This is a genomic window from Rhodococcus sp. AD45-ID, assembly GCF_003023755.1.
Classification (GTDB): domain Bacteria; phylum Actinomycetota; class Actinomycetes; order Mycobacteriales; family Mycobacteriaceae; genus Rhodococcus_F; species Rhodococcus_F globerula.
In genome coordinates this window covers 1,127,863-1,143,356 of record NZ_PYHL01000001.1, presented here as the reverse complement: position 1 = coordinate 1,143,356, position 15,494 = coordinate 1,127,863, and the positions used below count along the sequence as shown (strand labels likewise).

Below are 15,494 nucleotides of genomic sequence, written 5' to 3'. Positions count from 1 at the left end.
AGTTATGGAACTTCGGCAACTCGAGTACTTCGTCGCAGTGGTCGACGAAGCGAATTTCACCCGCGCGTCCGAGCGTCTCCACGTAGCTCAACCAGGTGTGAGTGCGCAGATCAAACGCCTCGAGCGGGAGCTGGGGCAGGAACTGCTCGATCGAAGCGGTCGGACCGTACGTCCCACCGAAGCGGGGCGCGCTGTGCTGCCCCACGCTCGCGCTGCCCTGGCCTCCGTGGCCAGCGTCCGCGACGTCGTGGACGCGCTGAAAGGTTTGGTCCGAGGCTCGGTTTCCGTCGGGATGGTGACGGCCTGTGCTTCGGCTGACCTGACAGATCTCCTGGCTCGGCTGCACCTCCGACATCCGGGTCTGGATATCTCTCTGGCCGAAGATGATTCACGCAACCTTCTTGCCGGTGTCGCGGACGGAACCTTCGACATAGCGGTTGTCGGGGTGGCGGGGGAGCTGCCCGAGGGCCTCGAATCCCGCGTGATCACCGATGAGCGACTGTTGGCGGGAGTGGCCGCGAATCATCCACTTGCCGAACGGGATACTCTGCCGTTCGCGGAACTCGGGACGCGGTCCGTGATCTGCCTTCCGTCGGGAACCGGTATCAGGACGTGCCTCGACGCGGCCTGCGTGGCGGTAGGCGTCGCCCCCACAGTTGCGCTCGAGGCCAGCAATCTCGGGATTATCGTCTCGCTGGCAGCGCAGGGGTTGGGGATGGCGGTTATCCCGGAATCCGCAGTGGGACAGTTGCATCGGATCAACCTCGAACCTGAGGCCCGGTCCCGCTTGGAACTGGTGTGGCGCGCCCGCGGCGGCAAGAATCCGGCGGCGTCGGCGCTCATAGATCTGGCGCGATCTGCTCCCGTCTCGTGACTTCCGATTGGGCGCGGTCCAACCCGCCGTGCTCGAGGGCCGCGAGGTGAGAAGTGTCGGTCCAGTACACAGCGCCTCGCCGACGTACGGTCACAGTCAACGTGGCACCCAGATGTTCCAGTGCGCCAGGAACGTTGCGGCGCTGCGCGGGAAGAGGTACCGGGAGGATATGGGCGTCCGACAGGGGAGCGCTGCCCTCGATCTCGACACTCCAGAGGTGATTGCGGCCGCGTAGTGTCCAGCGGTCGTCGGCAACCACTGTGGTCACGGGCGAGGTGACCGGGTTTCCCAGCCGGAATACGGTTCCGTCGGGCAGTGCGACAACAACGGCGGTGACTTCGGTGCGAAGCGGCCCCGCGCTGATCTGCCCGCCTGCGAAGGCGATACACGCATTCGGGTCGGTGAACCCCTGAGCCTGGCCCCACCACCAGGATTCGGGGAAACCACCCTTGCCCCAGTTCTTCTCGCCGTACACCTGTGCTCCGGTGAGATCCCAGGTCTCGCCGTCGATGATCGCGGCGCCCTCGGCTCTGCCACCGAGAAGCCACGGATGCCAGTACTGATTGAGAGCGGGAACAGACTGGAAATAGCTGGAACCGCCGAAGCGTCGACGCGGCCAGAATCGCTGGTTCGAGATGCGAACGTCCAGACGCGCGGTCTCGAGATCGGCGTGTACCTGATCCGTCGTGCCGCGAAAAGCGTTGTCCGCATAGGCCCCTAGCCGGTCAGGATCGGCATATCCGCCGGGATGCTCTGTGTCGCTGAGGAAACCGCCGGGATGCGCGGCTATCGCGAGCGTCGACCAATGGCCGTCGGCCGCTCGATTGATTCCGGCCAGTGCAATGACAACGCGGCCGCTTTCCGGCAGCGTGAACCGCCAGAAATAGCCTTCCATCGCAACATCGTGCGAGGCAAGTAGATTGCCGTACGGCGCGGTGGCGCCGGATGACCGGTACCCGGGAAGGTTCACGGCCCCAACACTGCCTGGGATGCCGTGACCTGAGCGACCAGACGGCCCTCGTCGTCCCGGAGTTCGGTGACTATCGCGATGGTGCTGCGGCCGGCATGCAGTGGCCGGGCAGTTGCAGTGACGGTGCCCTTGCGGACACCCCGAGTGAAGACCGTCGACGAACTGGTAGTCGAGGTGCCGGCGCCGGGTGGCAGGTTGAGGAATGCACAGACGGCGCCGACGCTGTCTGCCAGCGTCATCAAGGCGCCGCCGTGCATCCCGTTACCGGCGGTGGTGCGGTGGTTGTCCCAATCGAGGTGCCCGACAACCTCTTCGGAGGTTGCACTGTCCAACTGCACTCCGGTATGAACGGCAAAAGGCATGCTCGCGACAAGCTGTTCGAGGTCCATGCCTACCGATGCTAACCAGAAGTCGAAGCCGATGTGGAGCTTCGGCTACAGCGGAAGCGCAGTTTCCGACAGGCCGTCCGGGGCGTTGCGTCGACGGAACCACTCGGTACCGAATGCCGCGGTGAGCTGCTCGGTGGGCATTTCGAGGAACGGCCCGAAATCCCCGACCTGTGTGGCGTGCGCGTACATGGCCGCACGCTTCGAGCTGATCACCGAACTGACGTCGACGGCCGTGGTGAGCTGTTCGGCTGGAAGGCCGAACGTCTCGATGTCCGGTGGCTGCGCTTCTTCCGTCCACTCCGGATTGGCCAGCATCAGCATCTTCATGTGATCGCGGTTGGTGGACGCCTCGTAGACGAGCGGTGTGCCCGCGAGCTCAGCCGCCCGAATGCCGACGTAGTGCACCTGAATGTGGTCCGGGTGACCGTAACCACCATTGGCGTCGTAGATCGTCAGGATGTCGGCGTTCTCCTCGCGAAGAACTTCTGCCAGACGCTCGGCCGCCTCGTCTACTTCGGCATTGCAGAAAGCGTCGGGGTTCTCGTTCTCGGGGGTGCCGACCATTCCGGAATCCGGATAGTGCAACGACACGACACGGCTGGCACCGAGGGCATCGGTGGACGCCTCGAGTTCGCGGCTGCGACGCTCCGCCAATGATTCGTGCTCGTCCAACAGGCCGTCGGGATACTCACCCAGCGCACCGTCGGTGGCCGTGACGACAACAACGCGATGACCCGCGTCGGCAGCCATTCTCATGACGCCACCCGTGATGAATACTTCGTCGTCGGGATGGGCGTGGAAACACACCAGGACACTCATTCGCGCAATCGTAGGGCAAGCTACCGACAGGTCAACTCGAGCCGGGATTTGTGGTGGCTGCACATATTCTGTGAACCTTGTGGGGTGCACGAGAATCAGTCATGACCAGTTCCGACGATAAAGGCCTGATGGGGGCATATCGCGAAATATTCGCCGCCCCTGGCGCCATTGCCTTCTCCGCCGCCGGTTTCATCGCGCGGTTGCCGATCGCGATGATCGGCATCGGAATCGTGACGATGATCTCGCAACTTCGTGGTGACTACGGGCTGGCCGGCGCGCTCGCAGCAGTATTTGCGCTGTCCTGCGCCGTCATAGCGCCGTTGGTGTCCCGCACGGTGGATCGATTCGGGCAGCGCGCGGTTCTGCCCCTGGCCGCTGCGGTGAGCGCCATCTCGATCGGTGCGCTGCTGCTGTCCGTGAGATTCGAAGCGCCGGACTGGCTGCTGTTCGCTCTGGTGATCCCGGCCGGTGCGACCCCGACGATCGGTGCGATGGTTCGCGCCAGGTGGGTTGCGATCTACGTCGGAAAACCTGAGTTGCGCACAGCTTTTGCGTTCGAATCCGTCGTCGACGAACTCTGTTTCGTGGTGGGGCCGGTGCTCTCGGTCGGTCTGAGCATCGGGCTGTTTCCCGAAGCCGGTCCGCTCGCGGGAGTAATTCTTCTTGTGGTCGGCACGCTCCTACTGGTGGCGCAGCGATCGACGGAACCCAAGATTCATCCGCGCATACCGGGCCGGGGACGCTCGGTTCTCGCGAACCCGGCGATGTGGATCGTCATCATCGTGATGGTGATGCTGGGAACCATGTTCGGCGTCATCGACGTCGGTGCCATCGCGTTCACCCAGGAACAGAACTCGCCCGGGTCGGCGACCGTCGTCCTCGCCCTGTTTGCCGGCGGATCGGGAATCGTGGGCTTGGTGTTCGGGTCCCGGCACCCGACGCGCTCGCTACGCGGACAGCTGATGATCGCGTCCATTGCCGTCACCGTGCTGAGTATTCCGCTCCTGCTGGTCGGCAGCGTCGCGGGACTGGCAGCGGCCTACATCCTGGCCGGCGCGACAATCGCGCCGACGCTCATCATCGCCACAGCTCTTGTCGAGCAGATCGTTCCGCCCGAGAAACTCACCGAAGGCATGACGCTGACGGTGACCGGCCTGGGTGTCGGCGTGGCGCTCGGATCCGCGCTGGCGGGGCAACTGATCGACCGCTACGGAGTCTCGTCGGCGTACACGCTTGCCGTCGGTGCCGCGGTCACAGCCTCTATCGTGACGGCATGTCTATTCGTGAAGCCGTCAGCGTCGACGGCACGTCCATCGTCTACCGAGTAACCGGAAACCCGGAAGCAACCCCGCTGGTCCTGCTGCACGGCTGGGCACAGTCCTCGCAGTGCTGGGGTGAGCAGGTTCTGAGCGAACTGGCATCCTCGCACCGGTTGATCGCCGTTGATCTACGCGGCCACGGATACTCCGACGCCCCCGAAGACGGTTACGACAACAGCGCGAACTGGGCCGGCGATGTTGCCGCTGTCCTGGCAGCCGAGGGCATCACCGAGAAAGCCGTGTTGCTCGGGTGGTCGTACGGCGGGCTCGTGATCTGCGATTACCTGGCAGCGCACGGAACGCACGCTGTGGCCGGCGTTGTCCTGGTCGGCGCGATCACGAGCATCGGGCGCGGTGAGAAGGGCGGCAAGGTGGGTGCGGCGATGCGCAGCGCTGTTCCCGGTGCCATGTCGGAAGATCCCCGCGAGGCGATTCGGGCACTCGGCGCGTTCGGCAACGCGCTCACCGGCCCGCCGGAAGGCAAAGGGGCCCAGTCGCAGGCCCTGTTCGGTGCGAGCCTCGCGACCCGCCCGCGCGTGCGGGCCGCACTGTTCAACCGTGCGGTCGGTCACGACGAACTGCTCCGTTCCCTCGACATCCCGGCGCTGGTTCTGCACGGCACCGAAGACTCCGTTGTCGACGTGAGTGCAGGTAAGCACGCCGAAGAGCTGATTCCGAAGTCGCAGGCGTCGTACTGGGACGGCTGCGATCACGGGCCGTTCGTGGAGGATCCGACCCGATTCGTGTCCGAAGTGAGAACGTTCGTCTCCAGCCTCGGTTAGAGTTCGCGCCCGGTGAGGGGGCACTATGGAGTCGTGACACCCACGCACACTTCGCGCCCTCGCCGGGTGGCCGTACTGTCGGTCCACACCTCGCCCTTGGCGCAACCAGGCACCGGTGATGCAGGTGGGATGAACGTCTACGTCCTGCAATCCGCGATTCAGTTGGCAAAACGTGGTGTCGAGGTGGAGATTTTCACCCGCGCGACGTCATCGGCAGACGCTCCCGTCGTCGAAGCCGCACCGGGGGTTCGGGTGCGCAACGTCGCCGCCGGTCCGTTCGAGGGCCTCGACAAGGCAGATCTCCCGACGCAACTCTGCGCGTTTGTCGCCGGAGTCCTGCGAGAGGAAGCGCGTCGTGAACCGGGCTATTACAGCCTGATTCACTCGCACTACTGGCTGTCCGGGCAGGTCGGCTGGTTGGCTCGGGACCGCTGGGGCGTTCCGCTCGTCCACACCGCGCACACTCTTGCCGCCGTCAAGAACCTGTCGATGGCAGAGGGGGACACGCCCGAACCTGCCGCTCGGCAGATCGGGGAGCAACAGGTTGTGGCCGAGTCCGATCGGCTTGTTGCAAACACCACCGACGAAGCCAAAGCTCTCCACGAGTTGTACGGGGCCGACCCGACGCGCATCGACGTCGTCGCGCCTGGTGCGGATCTGACGCTCTATCGTCCGGGCGATCGTGATCGGGCCAGGGCGTCGTTCGGCCTGAATCCCAACGAAGTGATCGTGACGTTTGTCGGTCGCATTCAGCCCCTCAAGGCGCCGGACGTCCTTCTGCGTGCAGCTGCGGAAGTCATCAGCCGCCATCCCGGATTGCCGCTGCGGATCCTGGTCGTCGGTGGTCCCTCCGGCACCGGGTTGGCTCAGCCGGACGTCTTGATCGAGCTGGCACGCGCCCTCGGCATCACAGCGCAGGTGACCTTCCTGCCGCCGCAGGCGCCGACGCGGCTGGCCGATGTGTATCGGGCGTCGGATCTTGTTGCGGTACCGAGCTATTCGGAATCATTCGGCCTGGTGGCCATCGAGGCTCAAGCCTGTGGGACTCCGGTGATTGCCGCTGACGTCGGTGGTTTGGGTGTTGCCGTTCGCAACGGTGAGACGGGCCTACTGGTGCAGGGGCACAAGACTCAGGATTGGGCAGGCGCTCTCGAAGCGCTGGTCACCGAACCCGCGCGTCTGGAAACTCTTGCCGAGCGCGCTCCGCGTCACGCGGAGAACTTCTCGTGGGAACACACCGCGGACGGACTTCTCGAGAGCTACCGCAAAGCCGGCGTCAACTACAACAACGGAACCGGTCCCAGTGACTTCTCGCCCCGCCGCGCGCGGGGACTGTGGCGTCTGCGGCGGACCGGAGGAGTGCGTACATGAGCAGTGTTTCCGACATCATCGAGCAGGCCCTCACCGAGCGTGAACTCGAATTCACGAAGCGCGACGGCACTCATTTCATCGTCGAACTTCCCGGTGAGCACAAACTCAAGACGTCGACTTTGCTGACCGTCGGGAACCACGGTGTGCGGGTCGAAGCCTTTGTGTGCCGCAAGGTCGACGAGAACTTCGAGGGTGTCTACAAGTTCCTGCTCAAGCGGAACCGTCGCCTGTACGGGGTGGCGTACACGCTCGACAAGGTCGGGGACATCTACCTCGTCGGCAAGATCTCCGAACATGCGGTGACCGGTGACGAACTCGATCGGGTTCTCGGCCAGGTCCTCGAGGCTGCGGACGGCGATTTCAACGTCATCCTCGAACTCGGATTCTTCTCGTCCATCAAGCGTGAATGGGCGTGGCGCGTCTCGCGTGGGGAGTCGCTGGCGAACCTGCAACCGTTCAAGCATCTGATCGAAGAAGCGGACGCAGAGAACGCGGATGCCGAAGAATTGGACACTGCCGCCGAGAAGTGATGCGTGAGACATGTCGGCGATGTGTCCCGTAGGGTGTTCTTTACTTTGTGACTACCATCACGGAATAATGCTGTTTCCGTAAGTCACAGTAAATTGTTCGTCACCTTGCCGCGCAACCTTCACGAGGAGCACCGTTGAGCTTCAAGAGTCCGTTCCCCGACGTCGACATCCCCAACGTCAGTGTCTACGACTTCCTGTTCGGAAACATCGAACCCGCTGATCTCGACAAGACTGCGTTTGTCGAGGGCGCTTCGGGCACCGTCACCACGTACGCCTCGCTGATCGCGCAGATCAACGGCGTCGCTGGAGCCCTCGCTGCGCGCGGACTCGCTGTGGGGGACGTCGTCGCTCTGCATTCACCGAACGTCCCGGCGTTCGGATCCGTCTTCCACGGCATCTTGCGTGCCGGTGGCGTTGCGACCACCATCAACGCTCTCTACACCGCCGAGGACATCGCCAAGCAACTCACCGACTCGAAGGCCACGTTCCTCTTCACGGTCTCGCCGCTGCTTCCGCAAGCCAAGGCGGCGGCCGACGAGGTCGGCATCCCCGCCGAGAACGTGATCGTCCTCGACGGCGCCGAAGGTCACCTCTCGCTGCGCGATCTGCTCGGTGAAGGTGCGACGCCGCCCGAGGTTTCCTTCGATCCGGCCACCCAACTCGCGGTGCTGCCGTACTCGTCAGGCACTACCGGTCGACCCAAGGGGGTCATGCTCACCCATCGCAACCTTGTCGCGAATGTCTGCCAGATCATGCCGCGAATGGGTATCGGCTCCGACGACAAGATTCTCGCAGTCCTGCCGTTCTTCCACATCTACGGCATGACGGTGCTGCTCAACGCCGCGCTCTTCGCCCGCGCGAGCCTGATTACGATGCCGAAGTTCGATCTCGTCGAATTTCTGCGGATCGTCGCAGAGCAGAAATCGACGTACATCTTCGTCGCGCCGCCAGTCGCGGTCGCGTTGGCGAAGCATCCACTGGTCGACCAGTACGACCTGTCGAGTGTGCACACGATTTTCTCCGGCGCCGCCCCGCTCGATGCCGCCCTCGGCAAGGCCGTCGCCGATCGCCTGAACTGCCGGGTCCGTCAGGGCTACGGCATGTCCGAGATGAGCCCGGTCAGCCATGCAATTCCGTTCGACCGGGACGACATGCCGCTCGACTCGTGCGGTCCGACCATCGCGAACATGGAATGCAAGCTCGTCGATCCGGGTACCGGTGAAGAGGTTGCATACCCGGCGGCCGGTTCCGGTGAGGTCAGTGCGCCCGGTGAGCTGTGGTGCAAGGGCCCGAACATCATGGCCGGGTACCTCGGGAACGAGCAGGCAACCAAAGACACCCTCGACGCCGACGGTTACCTGCGTACCGGCGACATTGCGACCGTCGACGCCGAAGGTGTCGTCACCATCGTCGACCGTCTCAAGGAACTGATCAAGTACAAGGGCTACCAGGTTCCGCCGGCCGAACTCGAAGCGTTGCTGCTCACCCACCCTCAGATCGCCGACGCCGCCGTCATCGGAGTACTCGACGAGGAGGGCGAGGAAGTGCCGAAGGCGTTTGTCGTCCTGCAGGACGGTGCCGCGTTGTCCGAGGCCGACGTCATCGCTTTTGTCGCCGAGCGCGTCTCACCGCACAAGAAGGTTCGCAAGGTCGCCTTCATCAGCACGGTCCCCAAGTCCGCGGCCGGAAAGATTCTCCGCAAGGATCTGCGCACCGCAGAAGCAGCGCAAAGCTGATTTCGCGGCAGGGTTGATCAAGACGTGTTCCGGTACTCATGCCAGGATGAACGGCATGAGTATCGGAACACTGGTCCTGCTTCGCCACGGCGAGAGCGAATGGAATGCACTCAATCTGTTCACCGGCTGGGTGGACGTACACCTGACCGACAAGGGCATGGCCGAAGGCAAGCGCGCCGGCGAACTGCTCGCCGAGCACGGCCTGCTGCCCGATGTCCTCTACACCTCGCTGCTTCGCCGCGCGATCAGCACAGCCAACCTCGCACTCGATGCGGCCGATCGCCACTGGATCCCCGTCGTCCGCGACTGGCGCCTCAACGAGCGCCATTACGGCGCCCTGCAGGGCAAGAACAAGGCTCAGACCAAAGAGGAGTACGGCAACGATCAGTTCATGCTGTGGCGTCGTAGCTACGACACGCCGCCGCCGGCCATCGAAGCGGGCAGCGAATACAGCCAGGACACCGATCCGCGTTACGCAAACCTCGACGAGGTGCCGCTGACCGAGTGCCTGCTCGACGTCGTCAAGCGGTTGATCCCGTACTGGGAAGACACGATCTCCCAGGAACTGCTCGCAGGTAAGAACGTTCTGGTCACCGCTCACGGCAATTCGCTGCGCGCCTTGGTCAAGCACCTCGACGGTATTTCCGACGAGGACATCGCCGGTCTCAACATCCCGACGGGCATTCCGCTGCGTTACGACCTCGACGAGAACCTGCAGCCGCTCAACCCGGGCGGCACCTACCTCGATCCCGAGGCGGCCGCCGCAGGCGCTGCCGCAGTGGCGAATCAGGGCGCGAAGTAGCGCCATCATGATGACTTCCGAAGCCCCTCGAACTGACTGTTCGGGGGGCTTCGGCGAACAGCAGATGAACGGCGCGCCAACGCCGCCCACCGGGCGGATGACGTGGGCGGAAATGCTCGAACCCGCCGTAACCCACTCGACGCGCGAACGTACGATTGCGCCGTGAGTGTCGCAACTGCAGTGCTGCTGATCGTGGTTGGCGGCTTGATCGGATACCTCGTCGGAGGTGTGCTGATTCCGAGGCTGAGCTCACGGCACCGCGAACGTGCTGCAGAACAGACCGGGTTGACAATGTCGCAGGTCCTGGACCTGATCGTGCTGGCGTCCGAGAGCGGTATCGCCGTTGTCGACGGCTATCACGACGTGGTGCTGTTCAATCCCCGCGCGGAAGAGTTGGGGCTTGTCAAGAATCGCCGCGTCGACGAGCGGGCGTGGCAGGCAGCCCTGAAGGTGCTCGAGACCGGGCAACCCGTCGAAGTGGATCTGACGGCCACAACCGTCCAACGCGGACGCGACAAGATCGCGGTTCGCGGGGTGGCGCGTCTGCTCAGCAAGGACGAGCGCAATTTCGTGGTCCTGTTCGCGGACGACGATTCTGAGCAGGTTCGCATGGAGGCGACGAGACGCGACTTCGTTGCGAACGTCAGTCACGAACTCAAAACCCCGGTCGGAGCGATGAGTTTGCTGGCAGAAGCATTGCTGGAATCCGCCGACGATCCGGAGTCGGTGCGGCACTTCGGCGAACGAGTGCACAGCGAGTCGATTCGCCTCGGCAAGATGGTGACGGAACTGATCGCGCTTTCACGATTGCAGGGAGCCGAGAAACTTCCCGACCTCGATGTCGTGGACGTGGATACCGTTGTCTCCGAAGCGTTGTCGAGGTCGAGGTTGTCGGCCGAGGCAGCCGAGATCACCGTCACCACCGATCATCCGAGTGGACTCGAAGTTCTCGGCGATCAGACGTTGCTCGTTACCGCACTGTCCAATCTCATCGAGAATGCGATTGCATACTCGCCCAAGGGCTCTCCGGTGTCGGTCAGTCGCTCGATGCGCGGTGGCAACGTCGCCATCGCCGTGACCGATCGCGGCGAGGGAATCGCAAAAGCCGACCAGGAACGCGTATTCGAGCGATTCTTCCGGGTCGACAAAGCACGATCGCGCCAGACCGGAGGCACCGGACTGGGGCTCGCGATCGTCAAGCACGTAGCGGCCAATCACAACGGCTCCATCGACGTATGGAGCAAACCAGGAACCGGGTCCACCTTCACCTTGCAGATACCAGCGCATGTGGAGGAGACCGACGACCTCGACGACGGCGACGCGGGAGCACTCGGTTCCGGGCGAAGCGGTAGACGAGACTCAGGCAGTAAAGACACAGGCATGGAGGCCAAACGATGACGAGGGTGCTGATCGTGGAGGACGAGGAGTCGTTGGCGGATCCGCTGGCGTTCCTGCTCCGCAAGGAAGGGTTCGAGACCACCATCGTCAACGACGGCCCGTCGGCCTTGGCGGAATTCGATCGTTCCGGCGCAGACATCGTGCTGCTGGACCTCATGCTGCCCGGTATGAGCGGTACCGACGTGTGCAAGGCGCTGCGCACTCGTTCCGGTGTGCCCGTCATCATGGTGACGGCCCGCGACAGCGAGATCGACAAGGTTGTCGGCCTCGAACTCGGTGCGGACGATTACGTGACCAAGCCGTATTCGGCCCGCGAACTCATTGCCCGTATCCGGGCCGTGCTGCGCCGCGGCGTCGAGAACGAGGCAGACCTGGGTTCGGAAAACGGTGTCCTCGAAGCCGGACCGGTCCGGATGGACGTCGAACGCCACGTCGTCCAGGTGGGTGGGAATCCGATCACGTTGCCGCTCAAGGAGTTCGATCTCCTCGAGTACCTGCTCCGCAATTCCGGACGCGTGCTCACCCGCGGCCAGTTGATCGATCGTGTGTGGGGAGCGGACTACGTCGGCGACACCAAAACCCTTGACGTGCACGTGAAGCGGCTGCGTTCCAAGATCGAAGCGGACCCGGCCAAGCCGGAGCATCTCGTGACCGTACGTGGTCTGGGATACAAGCTCGAAGCCTGAAAGAACGACGAAAAAGTTCAGCCGCCCCACACGTCGTGTGGGGCGGCTGAAGTTGTTTTTACGCCTGAGCTTTGTTCTGAGCGATCGTGGTTGCCGGGTGGACTGCGATAAGGCCGAGCCCGGCCCGGCGCCTGCAGAGGCGAGCCAGCTCGTCGTAAACGGCCTTCCCGAGTAACTCGGTCAACTCCGGGGCGTACGACTGCCACACCTGCTTCTGGCCGACATGAGCGTCGGGCGAGCCCGAGCAGTACCAGGACAGGTCGTCGCCGCCCTCGCCCCAGCCGCGGCGGTCGTACTCGGTGATCGTGGTCTTGAGGATCTGAACCCCGTCCGGGCGGTCCACCCAGTCCTGGGTACGACGGATCGGAAGCTGCCAGCACACGTCCGGCTTCACCTCGAGCGGCTCGATGCCCTTCTTGAGCGCCATCGAGTGAAGCGCGCACCCCTGGCCGCCCGCAAAACCCGGCCGATTCAGGAAAATGCACGCGCCCTTGTAGCGGCGGGTGCGCAGCGCCGGCTCGTCCTCGAGGTCGTCTTCCTCGACGTAGCCCTTCTTGCCGAGACCCTTCTCCATGAACTGCCAGTCCTCGGCTGTGAGCAGTTTCACTGACGCATCGAGCTTGTCCTGATCCTCCTGATCGGAGAGAAACGCGCCGTGCGAGCAACATCCGTCGTCGGGACGATCGCCGAGAATTCCCTGGCATGCCGGAGTACCGAACACGCAGGTCCAGTGCGAGAGCAGCCACGTCATATCGGCGGCAATGAGGTGTTCGGAGTTGTCGGGGTCGACAAATTCGACCCACTCGCGCGGGAAATCGAGGTCGACCTCGGGGCTTGGAGTCATCTTGTGGGACCGGTCTGGGTTACCTGCTGTCACAAGGGCAGACCGTAGACCCAGTAACGTGGCGATGTGCGACTAGGGGTACTCGACGTCGGAAGCAACACCGTTCATCTACTGGTAGTGGACGCCCACCGTGGCGGCCACCCAACACCCATGAGCTCCACCAAGGCGACTTTGCGGCTGGCGGAAAACACCGACGACCGGGGCGACATCACCGTCGTCGGGGCTGATCGGCTGGTCTCCACGGTCGGGGAATTCGCCGGTATCGCCAAAATGTCCGGATGTGAGGAAATGATGGCGTTTGCCACCTCCGCCGTGCGCGACGCCAACAATTCCGAAGCCGTGCTCGCCCGCGTGCGCGCCGAGACGGGCGTAGGACTCGAGGTGCTCTCCGGTGTCGACGAAGCCCGATTGACTTTCCTTGCGGTCCGCCGTTGGTACGGCTGGAGCGCCGGACGCATCCTGAACCTCGATATCGGTGGAGGTTCACTCGAGCTCACCGCAGGCGGCGACGAGGATCCGGACGTCGCGTTCTCACTCCAACTCGGCGCAGGCCGGCTCACCAGGGACTGGCTCCACGCCGACCCGCCCGGCAAGCGCCGCGTCGCCGTGCTTCGGGACTGGTTGGACGCAGAACTGCTCGGACCAGCCAAGGAACTCCGCAGCGCCGGCGACTGGGACCGGACCGTCGGCACCTCGAAGACCTTCCGTTCCTTGGCCAGGCTCACCGGCGCGGCACCGTCCGCAGCCGGGCCGCGTGCCAAACGGACCCTGACCGCCAGCGGACTCAGGCAACTCATAGCCTTCATATCCAGGATGACGGCGTCAGACCGTGCAGAATTGGAAGGAGTGAGTGCAGATCGGTCACAGCAGATTGTGGCGGGCGCACTCATCGCAGAAGCAACCATGCGAGCGCTCGGAGTGGACGAACTCGAAATTTGTCCGTGGGCATTGCGCGAGGGTCTGATTCTGCGGAAGCTCGACACAGAAATGGGCGGTGAATTGGTGGTGAGTGCTTGATGACCGAGGACAGTCAGCAGATTTCCGTAGCGGAACTGCTCAAGCGGAACGGTCAGACGGTCGAGTCCCGCGGTGGGCGTCGTCGTCGGGGCGTGGCCGGAGGTATCTCCGTAGCTGAACTCACCGGCGAAATTCCGATCGTTCGGCCTGCCGGTTCACGTTCGGCAGCCGAATCGGACGCACCCACGGCGCAGCCTGAAACCAAGCCTGCCGAGACCGAGATCGTCGAGACCAAGACCGTCGAGACCAAGCCTGAGTCCACTCAGGCTCCGGTGACCGAGTTCACGCAGTCGGTCGAGAACGACGATTCGGACGACACCAAGATCGACCTTCACAAGCCGATCTCCAAGAGCGCGCCGGGGCAGTGGGTCAGCCGGGCACCCGTCGAGCCGAAGAAGGCTGCGCCTCTCGCGCCGACCCAGGCTGTACCGGTTGTGTCGACCCAGGCTGTACCGGTTGTGTCGACCCAGGCTGTGCCGGTTGTGTCTCAGCAGGCTGTGCCCGAGACCACGACCAGGAAGCCGGTGCCGGCTGGGCCACCGAAGGTGACGCAGGAGCCTGCTCTGCTGTCCGGTCAGACGTTGGCAGGTGACCTGATGCGGCAAGAACGCGAGGTTTCCCAGAATCCGTCGATGCGCTCGCCGATCCTGCCTCCGCGAGTCGCGCCAAGCCCGGCTGACGCTGATGTCAGCACCGAGATGATGGCCTCGATCAGCGACGAACCCGCCGAGAATGCCGGTTCGACGGAACCAGCCGCCGCAGCGCCGGAGCCCTCGCCTGCTTCCGTGGAAGAGGTTGCACCGGCCGAGCCTGCCACTGCAGAAGACACCGGCGATCGGAACTCGATCCGTGAATGGGCGATCCTGGCCGGACAGGTTGTTGTTGCGCTCATCATCGGCGGCGCGATGTTCAAGGGTTTCGAGAAGCTCTGGGACATGCTGCCGTGGGTGGCGCTGGTACTTGCCCTGATCGTTATCGTCGGTCTGGTGGCGGTTGTTCGAGTTCTGCGGAAAACGGACGACATCACGAGTTTTGTGATTGCGGTCGTTGTCGGCATGATCGTGACCTTGGGTCCGCTGGCGTTCTTGTTGACCTCGGGTTGATCCGACGATGATCGCTGTGGGCTTGTCGACGGCCTCGGTTTATCCCGAGAACACCGAAGCCGCGTTCCGCTACGCGGCCGATTTGGGATACGACGGCATCGAATTGATGGTGTGGGCCGAGTCGGTCAGCCAGGACGTCGGTGGCGTTGCGGCGTTGGTGCGCAAATACGGAATTCCGGTGCAGGCAGTTCATGCGCCGTGTCTGCTGATTTCGCAGCGTGTGTGGGGAGCCGATCCGATCGAGAAGCTCGAGCGGTCCGTCCGCACTGCGGAGACGTTGGGCGCCACCACTGTGGTTGTGCACCCGCCGTTTCGGTGGCAACGCAAATATGCCGACGGATTTGCGGATCAGGTCGTCGACCTGGAATCGCGAAGCAGCGTCGTCGTAGCTGTCGAGAATATGTTCCCCATGCGTGCCGACAGCTTTTTCGGCGGCAAGGACCGCTCGGCCGAGCGACTGCGTAAGCGCGGCGGTCCCGGTGCGGCGTTGTCGGCGTTCAGTCCGTCGTACGATCCCACCGATTCCGATCATTCCCACTACACACTCGACTTGTCGCACACCGCAACTGCCGGCATGGACGCGTTCGAACTGGCTGCGAGAATGGGCAAGGGACTCCAGCATCTGCATCTCGCGGACGGACGAGGTGCGTCGATGGACGAGCACCTGATTCCCGGCCACGGATCACAACCCTGCGCCGAGATATGCCGACACCTGGCCGCAACAGGTTTCACCGGTCAGGCCGTCCTCGAGATCAATACCCAGAATGCTCGCACGCGGCGGGAAAGATCCTCGATGCTGGCGCAGGCACTCGCGTTTGCACGCGAGCACCTGGCCTGAATCTTTGGTGGCTGTC

At 63.7% G+C, this 15,494-nt stretch carries 16 protein-coding genes; 12 read left to right on the top strand and 4 right to left on the bottom strand.

Annotated elements, in window-relative coordinates; genetic code table 11:
* Positions 1-4 precede the first annotated feature (4 nt).
* On the top strand, positions 5-874 hold the full coding sequence (locus tag C7T36_RS05180; RefSeq protein ID WP_045063888.1) for a LysR family transcriptional regulator: 870 nt from the start codon (positions 5-7) through the stop codon (positions 872-874).
* Here the strand turns inward: C7T36_RS05180 and C7T36_RS05175 are convergent.
* Genes C7T36_RS05175 through C7T36_RS05165 form a run of 3 tightly spaced genes read right to left on the bottom strand, consistent with a single transcriptional unit; the run spans position 840 to position 3,052 of the window.
* Positions 840-1,844 carry a tocopherol cyclase family protein gene (locus C7T36_RS05175; protein WP_033235513.1) on the bottom strand — a complete coding sequence of 335 codons (1,005 nt, stop codon included), beginning with the start codon at positions 1,842-1,844 and terminating at the stop codon, positions 840-842. The two genes, C7T36_RS05180 and C7T36_RS05175, sit on opposite strands and share 35 nt — an antisense overlap.
* A complete protein-coding gene (locus C7T36_RS05170; RefSeq protein ID WP_033235512.1) occupies positions 1,841-2,233 on the bottom strand; it encodes a PaaI family thioesterase in 393 nt (130 codons plus the stop codon). Before C7T36_RS05170 ends, C7T36_RS05175 begins: the two co-directional genes overlap by 4 nt.
* 45 nt (positions 2,234-2,278) lie before the next feature.
* Positions 2,279-3,052, bottom strand: coding sequence for a PIG-L family deacetylase (locus tag C7T36_RS05165; protein ID WP_033235511.1), 774 nt, complete (start codon positions 3,050-3,052; stop codon positions 2,279-2,281).
* A 101-nt stretch (positions 3,053-3,153) separates the two neighbouring features.
* Between C7T36_RS05165 and C7T36_RS05160 the strand changes: the two genes are divergently transcribed.
* From C7T36_RS05160 to C7T36_RS05125, 8 genes are all read left to right on the top strand, one after another.
* The gene (locus C7T36_RS05160) at positions 3,154-4,380 is read left to right on the top strand and encodes an MFS transporter (RefSeq protein ID WP_045063885.1); all 1,227 of its coding nucleotides are present in this window, start codon (positions 3,154-3,156) and stop codon (positions 4,378-4,380) included.
* On the top strand, positions 4,326-5,153 hold the full coding sequence (locus C7T36_RS05155; RefSeq protein ID WP_045063884.1) for an alpha/beta fold hydrolase: 828 nt from the start codon (positions 4,326-4,328) through the stop codon (positions 5,151-5,153). Before C7T36_RS05160 ends, C7T36_RS05155 begins: the two co-directional genes overlap by 55 nt.
* A 12-nt stretch (positions 5,154-5,165) precedes the next feature.
* Complete coding sequence (gene mshA / locus C7T36_RS05150) at positions 5,166-6,524, top strand: D-inositol-3-phosphate glycosyltransferase (RefSeq protein WP_181317465.1); 1,359 nt, start codon at positions 5,166-5,168, stop codon at positions 6,522-6,524.
* Positions 6,521-7,054 carry a YbjN domain-containing protein gene (locus C7T36_RS05145; RefSeq protein ID WP_045063879.1) on the top strand — a complete coding sequence of 178 codons (534 nt, stop codon included), beginning with the start codon at positions 6,521-6,523 and terminating at the stop codon, positions 7,052-7,054. The genes mshA and C7T36_RS05145 overlap by 4 nt, the downstream gene beginning before the upstream one ends.
* A 134-nt stretch (positions 7,055-7,188) precedes the next feature.
* Complete coding sequence (locus tag C7T36_RS05140) at positions 7,189-8,790, top strand: AMP-binding protein (RefSeq protein WP_045063877.1); 1,602 nt, start codon at positions 7,189-7,191, stop codon at positions 8,788-8,790.
* A 46-nt stretch (positions 8,791-8,836) separates the two neighbouring features.
* Positions 8,837-9,592, top strand: coding sequence for a phosphoglyceromutase (locus tag C7T36_RS05135; RefSeq protein ID WP_172936322.1), 756 nt, complete (start codon positions 8,837-8,839; stop codon positions 9,590-9,592).
* A 162-nt stretch (positions 9,593-9,754) separates the two neighbouring features.
* A complete protein-coding gene (locus tag C7T36_RS05130; protein ID WP_033235781.1) occupies positions 9,755-10,990 on the top strand; it encodes a cell wall metabolism sensor histidine kinase WalK in 1,236 nt (411 codons plus the stop codon).
* Entirely contained in the window at positions 10,987-11,676 is a 690-nt protein-coding gene (locus C7T36_RS05125) for a response regulator transcription factor (RefSeq protein ID WP_033235505.1), read from the top strand. The genes C7T36_RS05130 and C7T36_RS05125 overlap by 4 nt, the downstream gene beginning before the upstream one ends.
* A gap of 58 nt (positions 11,677-11,734) precedes the next feature.
* On the opposite strand, the gene C7T36_RS05120 is transcribed toward C7T36_RS05125, so the two are convergent.
* Positions 11,735-12,520, bottom strand: coding sequence for a hypothetical protein (locus C7T36_RS05120; RefSeq protein ID WP_033235504.1), 786 nt, complete (start codon positions 12,518-12,520; stop codon positions 11,735-11,737).
* Between the two features lie 66 nt (positions 12,521-12,586).
* On the opposite strand from C7T36_RS05120, the gene C7T36_RS05115 reads away from it, so the two are divergent.
* The 3 genes from C7T36_RS05115 to C7T36_RS05105 are packed head-to-tail and all read left to right on the top strand — an operon-like array spanning position 12,587 to position 15,478.
* On the top strand, positions 12,587-13,537 hold the full coding sequence (locus tag C7T36_RS05115) for a Ppx/GppA phosphatase family protein (protein WP_033235503.1): 951 nt from the start codon (positions 12,587-12,589) through the stop codon (positions 13,535-13,537).
* The gene (locus tag C7T36_RS05110) at positions 13,537-14,640 is read left to right on the top strand and encodes a hypothetical protein (protein ID WP_045063872.1); all 1,104 of its coding nucleotides are present in this window, start codon (positions 13,537-13,539) and stop codon (positions 14,638-14,640) included. The genes C7T36_RS05115 and C7T36_RS05110 overlap by 1 nt, the downstream gene beginning before the upstream one ends.
* 7 nt (positions 14,641-14,647) lie before the next feature.
* Positions 14,648-15,478, top strand: a complete 831-nt coding sequence (locus C7T36_RS05105; RefSeq protein ID WP_033235501.1) for a sugar phosphate isomerase/epimerase — start codon at positions 14,648-14,650, stop codon at positions 15,476-15,478.
* The last annotated feature ends 16 nt before the right edge of the window (positions 15,479-15,494 follow it).